General features: G+C 73.6%; 14 protein-coding genes. 4 read left to right on the forward strand and 10 right to left on the reverse strand.

Annotation, left to right across the window (positions count from 1 at the left end; genetic code table 11):
• Positions 1–163 precede the first annotated feature (163 nt).
• On the reverse strand, positions 164–868 hold the full coding sequence (locus tag AB0C76_RS14530) for a hypothetical protein (RefSeq protein ID WP_359964379.1): 705 nt from the start codon (positions 866–868) through the stop codon (positions 164–166).
• 150 nt (positions 869–1,018) lie between these two features.
• Between AB0C76_RS14530 and AB0C76_RS14535 the strand changes: the two genes are divergently transcribed.
• A complete protein-coding gene (locus AB0C76_RS14535) occupies positions 1,019–1,924 on the forward strand; it encodes a CAP domain-containing protein (protein WP_359964381.1) in 906 nt (301 codons plus the stop codon).
• 107 nt (positions 1,925–2,031) lie between these two features.
• Here AB0C76_RS14535 and AB0C76_RS14540 read toward each other — a convergent pair whose 3' ends face one another.
• Positions 2,032–2,721, reverse strand: coding sequence for an RDD family protein (locus tag AB0C76_RS14540; protein ID WP_359964383.1), 690 nt, complete (start codon positions 2,719–2,721; stop codon positions 2,032–2,034).
• 598 nt (positions 2,722–3,319) lie between these two features.
• A complete protein-coding gene (locus AB0C76_RS14545; protein ID WP_359964385.1) occupies positions 3,320–4,141 on the reverse strand; it encodes a neprosin family prolyl endopeptidase in 822 nt (273 codons plus the stop codon).
• Positions 4,142–4,337: 196 nt separating this feature from the next.
• On the opposite strand from AB0C76_RS14545, the gene AB0C76_RS14550 reads away from it, so the two are divergent.
• Positions 4,338–5,687, forward strand: a complete 1,350-nt coding sequence (locus tag AB0C76_RS14550) for a helix-turn-helix domain-containing protein (protein ID WP_359964387.1) — start codon at positions 4,338–4,340, stop codon at positions 5,685–5,687.
• A gap of 35 nt (positions 5,688–5,722) precedes the next feature.
• On the opposite strand, the gene AB0C76_RS14555 is transcribed toward AB0C76_RS14550, so the two are convergent.
• Entirely contained in the window at positions 5,723–6,076 is a 354-nt protein-coding gene (locus AB0C76_RS14555) for a UBP-type zinc finger domain-containing protein (RefSeq protein ID WP_359964389.1), read from the reverse strand.
• Positions 6,077–6,249: 173 nt separating this feature from the next.
• On the opposite strand from AB0C76_RS14555, the gene AB0C76_RS14560 reads away from it, so the two are divergent.
• Entirely contained in the window at positions 6,250–7,710 is a 1,461-nt protein-coding gene (locus AB0C76_RS14560) for an APC family permease (RefSeq protein WP_359964391.1), read from the forward strand.
• A gap of 4 nt (positions 7,711–7,714) precedes the next feature.
• Here the strand turns inward: AB0C76_RS14560 and AB0C76_RS14565 are convergent, their stop codons facing one another.
• The 6 genes from AB0C76_RS14565 to AB0C76_RS14590 all read right to left on the reverse strand — a co-directional run bounded on the left by AB0C76_RS14565 (position 7,715) and on the right by AB0C76_RS14590 (position 14,330).
• Positions 7,715–7,864, reverse strand: a complete 150-nt coding sequence (locus AB0C76_RS14565) for a hypothetical protein (RefSeq protein ID WP_359964393.1) — start codon at positions 7,862–7,864, stop codon at positions 7,715–7,717.
• A 58-nt stretch (positions 7,865–7,922) separates the two neighbouring features.
• Positions 7,923–9,536, reverse strand: coding sequence for an FAD-binding oxidoreductase (locus tag AB0C76_RS14570; protein ID WP_359964395.1), 1,614 nt, complete (start codon positions 9,534–9,536; stop codon positions 7,923–7,925).
• Positions 9,537–9,613: 77 nt separating this feature from the next.
• Entirely contained in the window at positions 9,614–11,851 is a 2,238-nt protein-coding gene (locus AB0C76_RS14575) for an alpha-N-acetylglucosaminidase (protein WP_359964397.1), read from the reverse strand.
• A 52-nt stretch (positions 11,852–11,903) separates the two neighbouring features.
• The gene (locus tag AB0C76_RS14580) at positions 11,904–13,241 is read right to left on the reverse strand and encodes a HAMP domain-containing sensor histidine kinase (protein ID WP_359964399.1); all 1,338 of its coding nucleotides are present in this window, start codon (positions 13,239–13,241) and stop codon (positions 11,904–11,906) included.
• Positions 13,238–13,903 (reverse strand): response regulator transcription factor, encoded by a 666-nt coding sequence (locus AB0C76_RS14585; protein ID WP_359964401.1) that lies wholly within the window; start codon positions 13,901–13,903, stop codon positions 13,238–13,240. The genes AB0C76_RS14580 and AB0C76_RS14585 overlap by 4 nt, the downstream gene beginning before the upstream one ends.
• Before the next feature lie 133 nt (positions 13,904–14,036).
• Positions 14,037–14,330, reverse strand: a complete 294-nt coding sequence (locus AB0C76_RS14590) for a hypothetical protein (protein ID WP_359964403.1) — start codon at positions 14,328–14,330, stop codon at positions 14,037–14,039.
• A gap of 279 nt (positions 14,331–14,609) precedes the next feature.
• Here AB0C76_RS14590 and AB0C76_RS14595 point away from each other — a divergent pair, with 279 nt between their 5' ends.
• The gene (locus AB0C76_RS14595) at positions 14,610–17,360 is read left to right on the forward strand and encodes a glycosyl hydrolase (protein ID WP_359964405.1); all 2,751 of its coding nucleotides are present in this window, start codon (positions 14,610–14,612) and stop codon (positions 17,358–17,360) included.
• Positions 17,361–17,454 lie beyond the last annotated feature (94 nt).

Here is a 17,454-nt window from a genome sequence, read left to right on the forward strand (position 1 = left end):
GGTGTGTCCTCTGTCGACGAGCCCGTTCACGTCGTGGCGTACGACCCGGCCTGGGCACACCCGGAGGCGGCCGCGCGGTACGCGCGCGTGAAGCGCGAGGCGGCGCTGGCGGCGGGCCGCCTACCGGCCTACTCGGAGCTCAAGGCGGCGACGGTGGCCGACATCATGCGCGCGGCGCGGTGGACCCTGCGCCGGACTGCGCCCGGCGGGTGCGGTGGTGGTGGACGAGGACGCCGATCGTCGCGGTGACGACGGCGATGGCGACGAGGACCGTGTCGAAGAAGGCTGCCATGACCAGGTCGAAGCGGCCGCCTGCGGCCTGGTCGGAGAATTCGGGGGAGACCAGGCCGTCCGGGTCCTCGGTGACGGCCACGCGTTCGCCGGCCGTGTCGGCGGCGCCGCAGTCGACGGCGTGGGTGCGGGCGGGGGCGTCGTCGTAGCGGACGTCGCAGTCGTATGTCGTGGTCTTGCCGTGGACGACGCGGATGCCGGCGACCGTGCCCGGGTGTTCGGTGCCGCGGATCGTCAGCACGGTGGCCTGCGCCGTGTTCATGCTGAGCAGCGGCACGGCGACGAGCGGGGCGAGGAGCAGGCCGAGGGAGATCTTCCGCAGGGCCTTGGACGGGCAGAGGCCCCAGAGTGCCACGACCAGGCCGGTCATCCCGGTGAGGACCAGGGCCAGCGAGGGCACCAGCATCCAGAGCCCGAACGCGCCGAGAGCTCCGCCGAGCGGCAGGAGGACGGCGGCGGCCGGTATCCACAGCGCCGTCAGCAGGGGGCGCTTGGGCCAGGGGACGTCGTTCCCACGGCCTCCGCGGCCCGGGCGCCGCTGCCCGGTGGCGGGCCGGGGAGTCTCACTGTGCGTCACGGTCGGACATCCTGCCAGGTCACGCAGGGGGCGTGTCGGGTGGGGCGGTGCGCTGACGCAGTGTTGATCGATTGTCTACGCACGCTCGGTGTGCTGTCTCCCGCCCCGCGATCGCAGCCGCACGCGGGCCGCCCGAGGCAGGAGAGTCCCGTGTCGCACATCGCCCTTTCCACCGTCCGTCGCCGTTCCCGTCCGGCGGCGGTGGCACTCGCCGTGTCCGTGATCTCGGCGGCCGGCTTCACCGCGCTCGCCGCGCCCGCGAGCGCCGCCACGTCGGACGTGGTCGAGCAGATGGTCACGATCCAGGACCACCGGAACGGCTACGCCCTGGCGACCATCGACGGCGAGGGCTCGCGGATCGTCGCCCGTGACCACCGGGACGCCTCGACCTCGTTCTGGATCTCCAACAAGCCGGGCGGGCGGGTCGACTTCGTCCGCAACGTCAACGGCACCGACCGCGTCGTCGAGATGGACACCAGGGACGGCCGCTCCACCCAGTTCGTCCACTGGTGGGCGGGCGCCAACCAGCAGTGGACCCTGGAGAACGCCGCCGAGGGCGGCACCTACCTCCACAACGCGCTCGACGGCCGCTGCCTGACCTTCAACGGCCTCGACCGCGAGGCCACCGTGGAGAACTGCAACGGCACCGCGTCCCAGCGCTTCGACCTCGTCGGCAGCGGCGGCCAGAACAACGGCACGCCCGTCGAGCAGCGCTTCCTCCAGCGGGTCAACGACCTGCGTGCGCAGTACGGACGGCCGGCGCTCCGCTACAACCAGACCCTCGCCCAGGCCGCCCGGTGCAACGCCGACCAGATGAACCAGCGTCGCGTCTCGGGCCACTTCTGCGACTCGGCGGGCATCCTGAAGGGCCTCGGCTACACCTTCAGGACGTGGGGCGAGATCGCGTTCTACGGCCCCACCGACATCGACGCGGCCGTCGACGGGTGGATCAACTCGTCCGGCCACCGCGACATCATGCTCGACCCCAACCACACCGAGGTCGGTCTGGCCCGGACGGGCAACGCCTCGTGGAACGCGGACTTCGGCTCCCGCTGAGCCGGAGGCCGTCGGGCCGGCGGCACCGACGAAGCCCGGTTGCCCCCACCCGAGAGGGGGCAACCGGGCTTCGTCCGGTCCGGTCCGGTCCGGGTGGTGCTCCGGGCTCAGGACTCCTTGATGACGAGGGTCTTCGCCGCCTTGTCGTGGAAGCACTGCTGCAGCGGCTTGTCCCAGAGGTGGGAGAGCACGTTCACCAGGTAGAACAGCGAGCCGATGCAGTAGACCGCCTGGGGCAGGCCGTAGACGGCGCTGCGGATCCACAGGTCGTTGTCGACCGGGCGGCCGCCGTGCTCGACCGAGACGACCCGCAGCTTCATGACCTTCTTGCCGACGGTCTGCTGGTCCTGGGTCATCATCATCAGGGCCTCGTAGCCGAAGACGACGATGCCGCTGATGATGCTGGCCATGATCGTGCCGATCGCCGCCGCGACGACGAGCTGGACGATGAGCAGCGGGATCAGCAGGACGAGGGCGTCGATCAGGCGGGCCAGGAAGCGGTCGCCGGGGTTGGCCAGGACGCGGGTGCCGGGCGGCGTCGGGCCGTACGGGTTGGGCACGCCGAGCCACGGCGGCAGCTGGGGGCCGCTCGTCGGGTAGCCGCCGCCCTGCGGGTAGCCGGCCTGGGGCGGCGGCGGGTAGCCGTAGCCGGGCGGCGGCGTGCCGGGGCCGCCGGGCTGGGGGTCGTACGGGCCCTGCGGGACGCCGTAGCCGGGCTGCTGCGGGGGCTGCTGGCCGTAGGGGTTCTGGGGGTTCGGCTCTGACGGGTAGCCGTAGCCAGGGGTGTCGTTGGTCATCGTCCCGCTCGTCTCGTCGTGTCTTAGGACTGAAGGTGTAGCGGCTCGACCGAACCTTTAGGAAGAGTTCGGGATCAACTGTTACGTGAACAAAGATGATTCGCGACCATTCGACGATCGGTCCGCTCCGAGCCCCGGCACCGGCCGCGGGGTCCTCTACCCTGTGGCGGTTCCGATGCCCCGAGGAGGACCTCGGCGGCCCGGGTGCGGGCGCAGAGGACGTGGCGGCCGGCGCGGTGGGCGAGTTCGACGGTGGTGCGGGTTCGTCGAGTTCGCCGGGCCGGAGGGCCCGGCCGCGGCCGAGGACGGCGGTGAGTGCCCGGGAGGGCTCGTGACGGCGGTGTTCCCGGAGAGGCGTGATCCCGCGTGGCGGGTAGCGCAGGGTGGGCCGTCAGGCGGCCGCGCTGTCACCGGGGGCGCGGCGTTCGCGGGGACGTTCGCCCTCGCTGATGTCGATGCGGACGGCCCTGTGGGCGGGGGGCGGTGGGGCTGACGGGGGTGTGGGTGCTGATGTCCTGTTCCCCGCTGCGCACGGCCCGCGACCTGCAAGGGTGTGACGCGCGGGCGCGGGCCGGGCGCGGGGGTGGAGGCGCCTCGGTCAGCAGGGGCCGGTGCCCGGGCCGCCGAGGTGGAAGGACGTCGGGGTGACGCGGCCCGCGTCGTAGAGGGCGGGGCTGGTGGAGGTGACCGTCAGGTGCGCCTCGTCGGCCGAGCCGAAGAGCTGGAAGTCGCGGATCCAGCCGGAACCCGGTGCGCTGCCGAAGCGGCCGTCGCCCATGGACTCGCACGTGCTGCCGGTGCCGTGGGCGACCTCACCGAACGCGCTGATGACCTGGGTGCGGGTGTAGGTGCCGTTCCAGAGCGAGCCGGGGAAGTAGCCGACGGCGTGCTGGTCGTAGAAGATCCACCAGTCGCCGCCGAGGTTCCGGATCCCGTAGCGGGCGGCGTCGCCGGGCTGGAGCGCCATGCCGGCGGTGTAGACCGGGGAGACCTGGACGAAGCCGCACGCGTTGTAGCAGCTCTCCTTGCCGTCCACCCAGTGGTAGACGAACAGGTGCGGCAGGAGGTCGCCGTTGAGGCCGAGGTCGACCGTCCAGCCGACCTCGACCGTGGACTTGCGGTCGGTGGACTGGACGGCCAGCTCCTGGAGCGAATGCGCGTCGGTGTCACCGGACTTGAGGGCGGGCGAGGACTGCAGCATCCGGATGCTCGCGCCGGCGGCGTCGGTCTGCTGGCGGCCCGACACGTAGTCGTAGCAGGCGCCGAACCAGCAGATGGGGCCGGTGCCGTCGGCGAGGGGCGCGGCGGACGGCACGACGGGGGCTAACGCGGTGGTCACGGTGGTCGCGGCGGTTGCGGGGGCGGCGGTGAGGATGCCGAGTGCCGCCGTGAGGGCGGCGGCGGTGCGCCGAATACGCATGTGGGGGTCCATTCAGCGGAAGTGGCGGTCGTGAGTGAAGTTCGGCCGGGGGAGCGGGAGTTAAATACCGGAGTAAGCTCACTTACGTGTGGGGTTAAGCTAGCGGCGGCCGCATCGGCACGCAATAGCCTGGGCGCGTCGACGAGGTGGTCACGCGGCGGCGACGTGGTGGCGACGGGAAAGGCGGGGGAGCGCGATGACGGACGACGGCGGGGACGACCGGCTGGTGATCGGGCGGCGGATCCAGCGGCTGCGGGCCGAACGCGGCCTCACCCAGCGCGCGTTGGCCGAGCCCGCCTACACGGCGGCGTACGTGTCGACGCTGGAGTCCGGCAAGGCCCGGCCCTCCGACGCCGCGCTGCGCTACCTCGCCGGACGCCTCGGCGTCAGCGCCGAGCAGCTCGCCACCGGACGGCCCGCCCACCTCGCCACCGACCTCCGGTCCCGGCTCGCGGACGCCCGGCAGGTCCTGTGCACCGGCGAACCGGCGGACGCAGTGGCGCAGTTCACCGCGCTGGCCGCCGAAGCCGACCGCTACGGCCTCGCCGACGAACGCGCCGCAGCCCTGGTGGGGTTGGGCGACTGCGCCCTGGAGGCGGGCGAACTCGACCAGGCCATAGGACACTTCAGATCCGCCGAGGACCTGCTCCGCGACGCCCCGCTCCCGCAGCGCGTCCCGGCCCTGCGCGGACGGGCCGTCGCCCACCTCCTCGCCGGCGACCTGCGCTACTCCTGCTACCTCCTGGAGAGCGCGATCGACCGGCTCAACGCCGCCGGCCTGCCCGACCCGCAGGCCCTGCTGCTCCTCTACTCCGCGATCACCGCCCCCTACCTGGACCTCGGCGCCCACCGCCTCGCCGCCCAGGCCGCCGAACTCGCCCTCGCACTGGCCCCGCAGGTCGACGACCCCGCCGCCGTGGCCCGGCTGCACCGCTCGGTGGCCCGCACCCTCCTCGCCGAGGGCCGCGCCGCCGAGGCCGACGCCTCCCTCGCCCGAGCCCAGGAGCTCCACCAGCAGCTCCGGATCCGCACCGAACTCGCCCACTGCCACTGGATGCGCGGATACCTGCGCGCGCAGGACGGCGATCTTCCCGCCGCCGAGCGCGAACTCCGCACCGCCCGCCGGATATTGGCCGAGCGCCGCGCGGTGCTGTACGTCCAGCAGATCGACGTGGAACTGGCCGACGTGCTGCGGCGGTCGGGCCGCAGTGCGGAGGCGGCCGAACTGCTCGCCGATCTGCTCGGATCCCTGCACCCGAGCCGGGGAGCGGTCCACGCGGGGGCGGCCCACCGGCTGTTGGGCCTGATCGCGGAGGACAGGGGCGAGGATTCCGGCGCCGAGGACCACTATCGGAGCGGCCTCGCTCTCCTCGAACACGCCGGTGCCACGGCCGATCTGGCGGAGCTCTGCCGGCTCCTCGGCGACCTCCTGCGCCGCACCGGCCGCCCGGAGGAGGCGCTGGACGCCTACCGTGCCGGGCTCGCCCACCGTGCCACCCCGGGTACCACCACGCTCGGCCCGGCGCCCGCGCTTCCGCCGCTGTAGCGCGGATCAGGACGGCGTGGCGGACCGGTCGGATGTCAATGGATGTGGTCCTGCCAGTCGGCGGGGACGCGCTCCTGGGGCCCGGGCACCGTCTGCGTCCGCGGGTGGTGGTGCGGCGCGGCCAGTTCCGGGCCCTGGTCGAAGAAGTCGTTGGTGCGGTAGTCCCAGAACCAGTCCTCGTCCGGCTCGAAGGTCTGGATGAACGGGTGCCCGGTCTCGGCGAAGTGCCGCGTGGCGTGTTGCGCCGGAGACGTGTCGCAGCAGCCGACGTGCCCGCACTGGGCGCAGCGCCGCAGGTGCACCCACCAGCCCTGCACCGCCTCGCACTCGACGCAGCCCGTCCCGCTGGGCGGCACCGCCGGATCGACACCCTCGATGGCCTGCGACATGAGCGTCCTTCCCGAGTGCGGTGCGGTCGCCCGCATCCTGCCACGCGCGGCGGCGGGGTCGCGGGCGGCACGCCAGACGGCCCGGTCCGGTCCTGCGCGGGTCTTGACCCCGAGTGAGTTAAGGAACTTTACTTTCTCAGCCGGTCGACCGCTCGCCCCCCAGGAGGTGCCTGTTGGCCACCACCGAGTCCGTTCCCCAACTGTCCAGACGGGTCGGCCTGTTCCAGGCCACCGCCATCAACATGAGCCAGATGTGCGGCATCGGGCCGTTCGTCACCATTCCCCTCATGGTCGCCGCCTTCGGCGGGCCGCAGGCGGTCATCGGCTGGGTCGCCGGGGCCGTCCTCGCGCTCGCGGACGGGCTGGTGTGGGCCGAGCTCGGGGCCTCGCTGCCGGGGTCGGGCGGGACGTACGTGTATCTGCGGGAGGCGTTCCAGTACCGGACCGGGCGGTTGATGCCGTTCCTGTTCGTGTGGACGGCGATGCTGTTCATCCCGCTGATCATGTCGACCGGCGTGCAGGGGCTGGTCCAGTACCTGGGCTACCTGTGGCCGGGCATCACGGGCGGTCAGGGCGATCTCGTCGGCCTCGCCGTCGTCGCGCTCGTCGTCCTGCTGCTGTGGCGGCGGGTCGAGAACGTCGGCAAGGTCACCGTCGCGATGTGGGCGGTGATGATCCTCGCCGTCACCGTCGTCATCCTCGCCGCCTTCACCCACTTCCACCCCTCGCTCGCGTTCACCTGGCCCGCGCACGCCGTGCGGCTCTCCAGCGGGAGCTTCTGGCTCGGCTTCGCGTCCGGGCTGACCATCGGGATCTACGACTACCTCGGGTACAACACCGCCGCCTACCTGGGGGCGGAGATCAAGGACCCGGGCCGGGTGATGCCTCGGGCGATCATCTACTCCGTCGTCGCGATCATGGGGATCTACCTGCTCCTCCAGGTCGGCGTGCTCGGTGTCGTGCCCTGGCGGGACATGCTGGACCCGGCCGACACGGCGTCCCGGTCGGTGGCTTCGGCCGTGCTGGAGCGGACGCTCGGCAAGGGGGCCGCGGACGTCGTCACCGTGCTCATCCTCGTCACCGCGTTCGCCTCCGTTCTCACCGGCCTGCTCGGCGGATCCCGTGTCCCCTATGACGCCGCACGCGACGGGCTCTTCTTCCGGTCCTTCGCGCGACTCCACCCCGAGCACCGGTTCCCGGTGGTGGGCCTGGTGGCGATGGGCGCCATCACCGCCGGGGCCTTCCTGGCCGCGCGGCACGTCGGCGACTCCGCGACGCACCCACCGCTGACGGTCCTGATCACCCTGCTCACCACCGTCATGGTGATCGTCCAGGCGCTCGCCCAGATCGCCGCCGTCAGCGTGCTGCGCCGACGACAGCCGGACCTCGCCCGCCCGTACCGGATGCTGCTCCACCCGCTGCCGAGCGTCGTGGCCGCGGTCGGCTGGCTGGTCATCTACGGGTACGCGGACAAGGCGAACCCGGGCCTGCATCCGATCGAGTGGTCGGTGGGCTGGGTGCTGCTCGGCCTCGTGGCGTACCTCGTGTGGTCGCGGGTCGAGGGGGCCTGGCCGTTCGGGCCGAAGGAGATCGAGGAGCGGTACCTGGACGAACAGGACGCCCGCGCTGCTTAGGGTGTCAGCCCTGCGGCGCGCGGGTGTTCTGGAAGGCGGCGATCCGCCAGTCGCCCGCGTCGGCGTCCCGGACGAGCAGGAACGACACCGTGGACGCTCCGACGGATGCCGCGCCGCCGTCGGACGGGCGGGGGCCGCCGGAGGTGGTGAACATGCGCTGGACCGGCGGGAGCCCGGAAATGCGTCGCGCGTCCGGAAGTCCTTCCGGCGGGCTACACGGCTTGGGGAAAGCGGAACAGTCCGTCCGGGTCGTAGGTGTGCTTCACCTGGCGCAGGCGGGCGAGGTTGCTGCCGTAGTAGGCCTGGGCCCAGTCGGTGAGGCTCGGGTCCGGGTAGTTCTGATAGGCCTCGCCGCTCGCGTACGGGCGCATGGTCGTCCAGACGTCCTGCAGCCAGGCCTGGGACTGCTCCACCGCAGGGCCGGAACCGGCGCCGGGAGCGGGGTAGTTGGTGATGTACTGGGCCCCGAACAGGGCGTTCCGGTGGACGAAGGCGGTGTCGCCGGGGGCCACCCGGTTCACGGCGCCGCCGAGGGCGTCCAAGGAGACGGAGGCGCTCCCGCCCTGGGGCACGCTCTGCGGGTACCGGCCGACGGCGGCCACGAGCGCCGCGATCCCGGCCGGGTCGATCGGCCGGGTGTAGAAGTCGGACCGGGCCGCGTACGAGCCCCGGGTCAGTCTGCCGTCGGGGTTCTGGCCGGGGAGGCTGCCGGGCAGGTGGGCGGCGGCCTCCGACCAGCCGGCCACGCCGCCCATCTCCTTCATGGTGTCCAGGAACGGCGCCGTGTGGAGGGAGGCGGTGGCCGGGGCGACGGTCAGCCGGTCGACGAGGCCCGCGAGGTCGGATTCCGGGCCGAGGTAGTTGACGGTGCTGGTGAGGCGCCGGCGGCCGTCCGGCCAGGTGTCGAGGTGGAGGTTGGCCCAGAGCGGGTCCGGCGCGCCCGCCACCCACGCCTGCCAGGCCGCCACGGCCGTCGCGGCGGACGACCAGGGCCAGGAGAGGAACGCGTACGCGCAGGTCGGCGCCGGGTGGGTGCGGAAGGCGAAGGACGTGACCACGCCGAAGTTGCCGCCGCCACCGCCGCGCAGCGCCCAGAAGAGGTCCGGGTCCGTGGTCGCGTCCACGTGGCGGATCCGCCCGTCGGCCGTCACGATCTGGGCGCCGGTGAGGCTGTCGCAGGTCAGACCGTACGCGCGGCAGGTGACGCCGATGCCGCCGCCCAGCGTCAGCCCGGCGACGCCCACGCTCGGGCAGGAACCCGCCGGGACCGTCACGCCCTCGGCCGCCAGGCCCGCGTACACGTCGATCAGCCGGGCGCCGGCGCCGACCGTCGCCGTGCCGCCGGAACGGGAGACCGCCGCCATCGACCCGACGTCCAGCACCATCCCGCTGCCCGACGACCAGCCCGCGTAGCTGTGCCCGCCGCTGCGCGCCGCGACCGGGAGGGCGTACCTCCGGGCGAAGGCGAGGCAGGTGGCGGCGTCCTGGGGGGTGGCGGCGTAGACGATCCCGGCGGGGCGCAATCCGTCGAACTGCGGCTGGTAGAGGTGGCTCGCGTCCACGTAGCGACTGTCCTGCGGGCCGATGACGGTGCCGCTGAGGTCCTTCGCCAGCGCGGCCCAGTCGGGCGGCCCGGCCGGGGTGGGGGTGGGGGTCGGGGACGGCGTGGGGTGGTTCGCGGAGGTCGACGGGTCCGGCGACGGCTCAGGCTTCGGCCCGCCGCACGCCGCGAGCGCCGCCGCCGCGAGGGGTGCGGCGGCGAGCCGCAGCACCTGCCTCCGGCCGGTCCGCTGCGGGAGGTGTGCTGCCGGACGGTCGTTGCTCATGCCCACTCCTCAGGTCGTAGGCCCCCAACGGTGGGACGGTGGGAGCGCGGCGGCCGGTTGCCCCACCGTGGGGGGTGTCAACGCGAAGACTCTGACGGCTGCTCGAGCGGTGCCGCGACGGCGGCCGCGACAGCGGCCGCGACGTCGACCGGGTCGCCGACCGGCGTGGTCGGGTAGGCGGACGTCGAGTGCGCCCACGCGTCGTCCAGGGCGAAGAAGTCGACGGGCGCCGGGCGGGTGTGCTGCGTCAACGCGACCTCCAGCGAGGCGAAGAACGCCGCCCAGCGCTTGGCGTAGAGGTCGGCGACCAGGCCGGACCACTCGCGGGCGGCGTAGTCGTGCAGGCCGCCGTCCTCGGCCTCGGCGCGGGTGCCGCCCCACGTGGTGAGGATCGACCGCGCGTCGTACTGGAGCCGGCGGCGCTCGGTGTCGGTGGCGCCCCAGGACGGCACCTGGGCGAGCCACGTCCCCACCATGAAGCGGGCGTCGGTCGCCGCCAGCCGGTCGAGGTCGCTCCCGGCGGCCGTCCAGCGGCTCACCAGCGACCGGAACGCGGCCAGGTCACCCGCACCGTAAGCCCTGTCGATCTCCGGGAGCAGCCGGCGGCTCTCGTCCGCGAGCGCCTGCCGGGCGACGTTGACGAGGTCGTACCGGTAGGCGTCGGTGGTGCGCAGCTCGGGCGCCACCGCCAGGAGCTCGGCGAGGGCGCTGCGCACGGTCGCGGGGTCGTGGCGCAGCTCCTTCGGCGACCAGGACGCCGAGGTCGAGGCGGTCAGCGACGGCCGGGCCGTGAACAGGCCGTCCTGCGGCTCGCTCCACCCGTCGGACGGCATGCCGTACGGGCCCTCGCGCAACTGCGCCCAGGCCGCCGCAGCGTGGGCGTCCGGGCGGCCGTAGCGGGCTGTCGCGTACGCCGTGAACCAGGCCTCCCGGTCGAGCCCGGCGGGCGACCACGCGAGGTCGGCGAAGAGGGCGAGGGCGGCCGGGTCGGTGCCGGTGCCCTCGGGCATGAAGGCGATGCCCCTGAGCGCGCTGCCGGAGCGGGTGAGCCACTGGCGGAAGCGGGTGGTCCAGACGCCCGTGTTGGCGCCGAAGGTGGTCTTGCCGCCGAAGTCGGGGATCGTGCCGAACGCGTACGGCGTGCCGCCCCAGTCGGACTCGCGGTCCAGGCCGTCGTAGCGGTCCGAGAGGCCGTCGACGATCAGCACCAGACTGCGGTCCACGCCCGACAGCAGGGCCGCCGTGGGGTTGTGCTCCCAGCCGAGGACCGTCCAGACGGCGCCGGGGTGCGCGGTGAGCAGGGCGCGCTGGATCGCGCCGGCCGCGGTGGGCACGTCGACGCCGCCCGCCGTGCCGCCCTCGTGGAGCGGGTCCATCTTGTACATCGCGCTGTCGCCGAACGCGTCGTGCTGCGCGGCGTAGTAGGCGGCGGCGACCTCGGCGAACAGCGGGCCGGTGGGGTCGAGCCACGAGTCGCGGGCGAACGCCGTCCAGGTGCCCTGCGGGACGACGGCGGCGCCGGGGTTGCGCTCGGCGAAGTCGGTCGGGACGGTGCCGAAGTAGCCGGGCAGCACCGGCGTCATGCCGAGCGCCCGCAGGTGGTCGCAGACCCGGCGGCCGACGGCGGCGCGGGCGGCGACCAGTTGCCCGGAGACCGGGCCGCCGAAGCCGGACATGTTCTGCAGCAGCCACCACGGCTGGTGCGCGGGCGCCGGGATCCACGCGCGCAGGTCGGCGGCGGAGTAGCCGAAGCCCTGGAGCGCCCGCAGGTACGGCGCCTCGGCACCGACGGTGACCAGGACCTCGTTGAAGCCGTGCAGGGCGAGGACGTCGACCTCGTGCTGGTAGTCGGCGAAGCTCCGGTAGGGGCCGGAGTACCCGTTGTCGGTGTCGTTGAGCGCGTAGCGGTGCGGGACGACGGCGGCGTCGGTGTGCGGGGCGGGCACCGGCGGCAGCGTGGCCGGGAGCGCCGCGGTGCTGTCGCCGGGCAGGCCGATGTCGGCGTGGGCGACGTTGCGCAGGTACCAGCCGACGCCGGTCAGCAGCGTGGCGGGCGAGGTGCCCCGCACCCGGATCGCGCCGGGCGCGCCGGAGACGGTGAACGCGTCGACGCCGGGCGCGGCCTGCGGCTCGGGGAGGAGCCTGATCTGTGCGGCGTGGACCGGCAGCAGCCGGGTGAGCGCGGCGACGGCGGGCGCGGGGTCGAAGGGGGCCGATGCGCGTGCGGCGGGTGCCGGAACGAGGGCGGCGCACACGCAGAGCAGCGGGAGCAGCACGGGGACGGCGCGGCGGTCGGATCGTGCGATCAGCGGCATGCGACCGACGGTCGCACCTCCCGCCGGCGCGGTGCCCCCGGCTCGCGGGCCCTCACCCGGATGAGCGTGCGGGCTTGTGCACGGGCACGCGCAGCAGGAAGCGCGTGCCGCCGCGGGTGCTCGGGTCGACGGTGAGGGAGCCGCCGTGGGTGTGGGCCACCCAGGCGGCGATGGACAGGCCGAGGCCGCTCGACCCGCCGCCGCTGTGGAAGCGCTCGAACAGGGAGGCCGCCCGCTCGGACGGGATGCCCGGGCCCGCGTCGTCGACGGCGACGGTGCCGTCCGCGGTGACGGTGACCTCGACGTCGGCCGGCTGGCCGGGCCCGTGCCCGTGGGCGAGCGCGTTGCCGAGCAGGTTCGCGACGGCACGGCGCAGCAGCCCGGCGTCGGCGAGGACGATCACGGGCTCGGCGCGGACGGCGACGCGGTGCCCGTCGGCCGGGGTGTCGGCGACGACGGCGTCGACGAGCTGGTCGAGCCGCAGCGGCTCCCGGTCGAGCGGGACGGCGCCGGCCATCAGCCGGGCCCGGGTGAGCAGGTCGTCGACGAGCTCGCTCATCCGGGTGGACTGGCGCAGCGTGCGGCGCAGGATCTCGGTGGTGTCGGCCTCGCCGCGCAGGCCGGTCTCGGCGAGGACGCGCACGGAGGCGACGGGGGTGCGCAGGTCGTGGGCGGCGTCGGCGAGGAACGCCTCCTGCTGGTCGAGCGCGTCCAGGGCGGGGCGCACGGCCCGGCCGGCGAGCCAGTGGCCGGCGAGGGCGGAGAGGGCGACGAGGACGGCGCAGGCGGCGGTGAGGAGCAGGGCGAGACGGTCGTGGTCGGCCAGGTTGCCGGAGATGTCGACGGCGGCGACGGCCACGGTGTCCGTGGTGTCCTGGTTCGGTCCGGTGAACGGCTGGGCGGAGAGCCGGAGTCGGTGGCCGTTGGGCGCGGTGGTGGTGAGCCGGACGACGTCGCCCTCGCGCGCGGCGTCGTCGGCGGCCGTCTGGTAGGCGTCCGCGGGGACGGTCAGACAGGTGCGGTGCGGGCGGGCGGCGACGGTCATCTTCTCGGCGGTGCCGGTGAAGAGCGTCACCGGCGGGCAGTCGTAGCCGCCCTCCTTGGGGTCCGGGTACTCCAGGGCGCCCTGCTCGTCGTAGTGCAGGTCGGCGGAGAACTCGCTGGTCCGCAGCTTCAGGTCGGAGTCGACCTGGGAGCGCCAGGCGTCGTCGTCCGCGTGCACGGCGACGGCCGCCATGCCGACCAGGGCGAGGGCGCTGACCAGGGCGAAGAGCAGGGCGATGCGGCGGCGCAGGCGGCGGATCCGGCCGGCCGGGGTGGGCGGGACGTCCTTCCTCGGACGGCGCGGGGCCGCTCTGCGGCCTGCGGTTCTCGTGCGTGCGGCTCTCAAGCCCGCGGCTCCAGCCGGTAGCCGACGCCGCGCACGGTGTGGATCAGGGCCGGCTCGCCGAGCTTGCGGCGCAGCTGGGAGACGAGCACCTCGACGACGTTGGAGTTGGGTTCGGTCAGCTCGTCCCAGCAGCTCTCGATGAGCTCGGCGCGGCGCACCGCCTCGCCGGGGCGGGCGGCGAGCGTCTCCAGGACGGCGAACTCCTTGATCGTGAGGGTCAGCCGGATGCCGTCGCGGTGCACGGTGCGGCGGGCGGTGTCGATCTCCAGGCCGTCGAGGCGCACCACGGGCGGGCGGACGACGGTGGTGCGGCGGCACAGGTTGTGCACGCGGGCGACCAGTTCGGGGACGGCGAAGGGCTTGACGAGGTAGTCGTCGCCGCCGGTGGCGAAGCCCTCGACCCGGTCGGCGACGGTGTCGCGGGCGGTGAGGAACAGCACCGGCACGGTCCGGCCGTCCGCGCGCATCCGGCGCACGTAGTCGGCGGAGTCGCCGGAGGGCAGCATGCGGTCGAGGACGACGCAGTCGTAGCCGGTGACGAACAGCGCCTCGTCGGCGGCCGGGAGGTCCCCGACCTCGTCGACGGCCAGCCCGCCGCCCCGCAGGGCCGCGGCCACGGCGAACCGCAGGTCCTCGTCGTCCTCGACCACCAATATGCGCATGCCGGCCAGGATATCCACGGCCCGGGGAGGGGCCGTCGGGGGTCCTGCGGGCACGAACGCGGCTCCAGGGGGTGACGGGGGCGGCGCGCCTGCGCGTCCGTGGGGGACCGGGAGGCGCGCCGTCTGTGGAGGATCATGGCAGCGGGAACCTGAGGAATTCGTGAGCCCGGTGGCGGCCGGTGGGCTCGGGCCGCCCCGCCGGTGTCGTCCAGCGCTCCATGCCGCCGCGGCAGAAGCGCATCGCGAGCCGGTGGTGCCCGGTGGAGGCGGCGTGTGCGCACACCACACGGAGCGGTCGCACGTCCGCGCTCGCGATCTCCCGCGCGGCGGTTCCGGCACCCACCACCGCCGCCAGCGCGACCGCCGACCACCCGGCCCGGCGCAGGAGTCCCCCGGCCCGCGCCGAGCCGCGTACGGATTCCGACATCGACTGCTCCGTCCGCCCACCGTCCGAGTACGGAACAGAGTGTGGTGGGGGGTACCTGAGGATTCGCTGAAGCGGAGGTTCGGAGCTGACGGTCCGCCGTACGGCGTACGGCGCTCGCAGCACCACGGGCGTCCGGGAGGGGCATGCGTCGCGCGTCGACTCTCTCATCTGACGTAGTTTCGACTCCCCCTCGTGCACACTCCCTTCACACCGGCCGGTCGGACCCGCGAGGCTTCCGCTCGGACTGCCACCGGGCCGCGCGACCGCGCGGCCCGTCGCATGGGGAGGACCGACATCGTGCCCAACAGGCAACGTCGACGGCTGCTGCTACCGGCCGTCACCCTGACCGCGCTCGGACTGACCACCGCCCAGGCACTCGCCGCCGCCGAGCCGCCCGGGCCCCGCCCGCACCAGGCGCGGCACCTGGAGGAGATCGGGCAGCAGCACGAGAGAAAGGTGCAGGAGGGCCGCGGCGCGGCCGGGCCCGTGTTCTCGGCGAAGGCCGACCGGGGCGGGGACGACGGCGGTGCGGACGAGGCCGAGAACGCGGCCGAGGGCACCGCGCAGTACACCGAGGCCCGCACGGCCCCCGGCGTCGTCGCCCCCGGTGCGTACGGCGCGGCGTGGGCGCAGCTGAAGTCGATGCCGAGCGCCGGCGGCCGCTGGGAGCAGGTGACGGGCAAGCCGTACAACGCGGACGACCCGCGCTACCGCGACGTCAACTCCAACTCCAGCGGCGGCGCGGGCTTCGTCACCGGCCGGATCACCGGCATCGCGGCGGACGACGACGGGTACGTCTACGCGGGCGGCGCGAACGGCGGCGTCTTCCGCTCGCGCACCGGCGGCGGGCAGTGGCAGTCGATCTCGGAGAAGCTGCCGTCGCTGTCCACCGGCACGCTGAACCTGGACGGCTCCGGGCGGCTCTGGTACGCGACCGGCGAGTCGAACACGGGCGCGGTCTCGTACGTCGGCACGGGCGTGTACGTGCTCGCCGACCCCGAGCACGGCCGGTTCCAGCCCGGGAACCGGGTCGGCGGGGCGGAGTTGGAGTCGACGACGATCCACGCGCTGCGCTTCGCGGGCGACAAGGTGTGGGCGGCCACCAGCCGGGGTGTGTGGAGCCACTCGACGACGGACCTCTCGGGCCCGTGGGCGCAGGAGTTCGCGCCCAACCCCGAGTACCTGCCCGGTGGTTCGAAGGCGGGCGACCCGAGTGCACCGTACAAGAACATCGCCAACGACATCGCGATCGACCCCAAGGACCCGTCAAAGGTGATCCTCGCCGTCGGCTGGCGCGGTGGCGACACGTACAACGGCTTCTACAGCAAGGCAGCGGACGGGAGCTGGCAGCGCGTCGCGTCGCTGGGCGACCTGCCGACGGATGCGGCGAACGTCGGCAACGTGACCTTCGCCCGCTCGGCGGACGGTTCGCGCTACTACGCGATCGACCAGTCGCCGGACCTCACCGCGCACAACCCGGACTCCGGACTGAAGGGCGTCTACGTCTCCAAGTCCGGCTCCCCGTTCGGTCCCTGGACGCTCATCGCGGACAAGGACAAGATCAAGAACTCGGGCTCCGCGCTGCAGGGCGCCGGCTACCAGCCCGGCATCCAGTCCTGGTACAACCAGTTCCTCCAGGTCGACCCGGCCAACCCCGACCACGTCTACGCCGGCCTGGAGGAGGTGCTGGAGACCAAGAACGGCGGTGCCTCCTGGACGGTTCCCGGCCCGTACTGGAACTTCCCGTTCCCCTGTTGGAGCATCGACCCGACGAAGCAGACCGGCGACTGCTCGCCGACCACCCACTCCGACCAGCACGCCGTCGCCATCGGCACCTACCACGGCAAGGCGAGCGTGTACGTCGGCAACGACGGCGGCATCTACACCCGCCCGGTCAACGGCGCCGTCGACTCCGGCGGGCACGCCAAGGACTGGAAGTCCCTCGCCGACGGCACCATCGACACCCTGCAGTACTACTCGGTGGGCGTGGGCAAGGACCTGTCGGACCGCTCCGGGCGGGGCGTCAGCGTCAGCGGCGGCCTCCAGGACAACGGCGAATCGATCCTGCGCGCCCACGACAAGGTGATGGGCTCCAACTTCGGCGGCGACGGCGGCGACACCCTGGTCGACCCGGGGAACGGGTGCAACATCGCCCAGGAGTACGTCTACATGGACGTGTGGGTCACCCAGAACTGCGCCGTCAACGACGGCTCGGGCAACTCCGACCCCGGCAAGGCCACGTCCTACGAGGTCGCCCCGCCCGACAAGGCCACCAGCTCCGCCCGCTTCATCGCCCCGCTCGCCGCCGACCCCGAGGACGTCAACACCTGGATCGCCGGCGGCCGGCACATCTGGGTGCAGCACAAGGGCTACGCGATCCGCAGCGGCAGCGAATGGACCTCCGCCTACGACCTGGGCGCCGGGCACTTCGCCACCGCCGTCGCGACCGTCAACGGCACCGTGTACGCGGGCTGGTGCGGCCCCTGCAACAACCAGGGCTTCACGCGCGGCATCGCGGTGGGGAACACGGACGGGACGGGCTGGCACCAGCTCACCCTGCCGGTGGACGGGACGGTACCCAACCGGTACGTCTCCTCGTTCGCCGTCGACGAGAACGACGCGCAGCACGTGTTCGTCGCGATGAACGGATTCTCGCGGTCCTGGACCGAGGGGCCCGGCGCCGGCATCGGGCACGTCTTCGAGTCCCGGGACGGCGGCGCCACCTGGAGCGACATCTCGGCCAACCTGCCCGACGTGCCCGCGGACTCGGTGAAGATCCTGCCCAACGGCGGACTCGCCCTGGGGACCGACCTCGCGGCGTTCTACCGGGCGCCGGGCACCACGGACTGGAAGGTCCTCGGCCGCAACCTGCCGACGACGTCCGTGCAGCAGCTGAAGACCGGCCCGGACGGCAAGCTGTACGCGGCCACCTTCGGGCGCGGCATCTGGGCCGTCGACCTCCGGCGTTTCGACCACCGCGACGTGGTCGGCGACGGGGACGGGGACGTGGCCGGGAACCAGCAGGGCTGATGGACCACTCGGTGCCGGCCCGCCGAGCGTCGGCGGGCCGGGCACCGGCGTCGGGGAACCGGTCCGGGGGCCGCACCGTCCAAGAGGCGAGCCC

Source organism: Kitasatospora sp. NPDC048722, assembly GCF_040650235.1.
Lineage (GTDB): Bacteria > Actinomycetota > Actinomycetes > Streptomycetales > Streptomycetaceae > Kitasatospora.

Excerpts from the sequence above, each read along its gene's own strand:
- AB0C76_RS14540 (WP_359964383.1), bottom strand. The coding sequence starts at position 2,721 with ATGACCAACGACACCCCTGGCTACGGCTACCCGTCAGAGCCGAACCCC.
- AB0C76_RS14545 (WP_359964385.1), bottom strand. The coding sequence starts at position 4,141 with ATGCGTATTCGGCGCACCGCCGCCGCCCTCACGGCGGCACTCGGCATC.
- AB0C76_RS14550 (WP_359964387.1), top strand. The coding sequence starts at position 4,338 with ATGACGGACGACGGCGGGGACGACCGGCTGGTGATCGGGCGGCGGATC.
- AB0C76_RS14555 (WP_359964389.1), bottom strand. The coding sequence starts at position 6,076 with ATGTCGCAGGCCATCGAGGGTGTCGATCCGGCGGTGCCGCCCAGCGGG.
- AB0C76_RS14565 (WP_359964393.1), bottom strand. The coding sequence starts at position 7,864 with ATGTTCACCACCTCCGGCGGCCCCCGCCCGTCCGACGGCGGCGCGGCA.
- AB0C76_RS14570 (WP_359964395.1), bottom strand. The coding sequence starts at position 9,536 with ATGAGCAACGACCGTCCGGCAGCACACCTCCCGCAGCGGACCGGCCGG.
- AB0C76_RS14575 (WP_359964397.1), bottom strand. The coding sequence starts at position 11,851 with ATGCCGCTGATCGCACGATCCGACCGCCGCGCCGTCCCCGTGCTGCTC.
- AB0C76_RS14585 (WP_359964401.1), bottom strand. The coding sequence starts at position 13,903 with ATGCGCATATTGGTGGTCGAGGACGACGAGGACCTGCGGTTCGCCGTG.
- AB0C76_RS14590 (WP_359964403.1), bottom strand. The coding sequence starts at position 14,330 with ATGTCGGAATCCGTACGCGGCTCGGCGCGGGCCGGGGGACTCCTGCGC.
- AB0C76_RS14595 (WP_359964405.1), top strand. The coding sequence starts at position 14,610 with ATGGGGAGGACCGACATCGTGCCCAACAGGCAACGTCGACGGCTGCTG.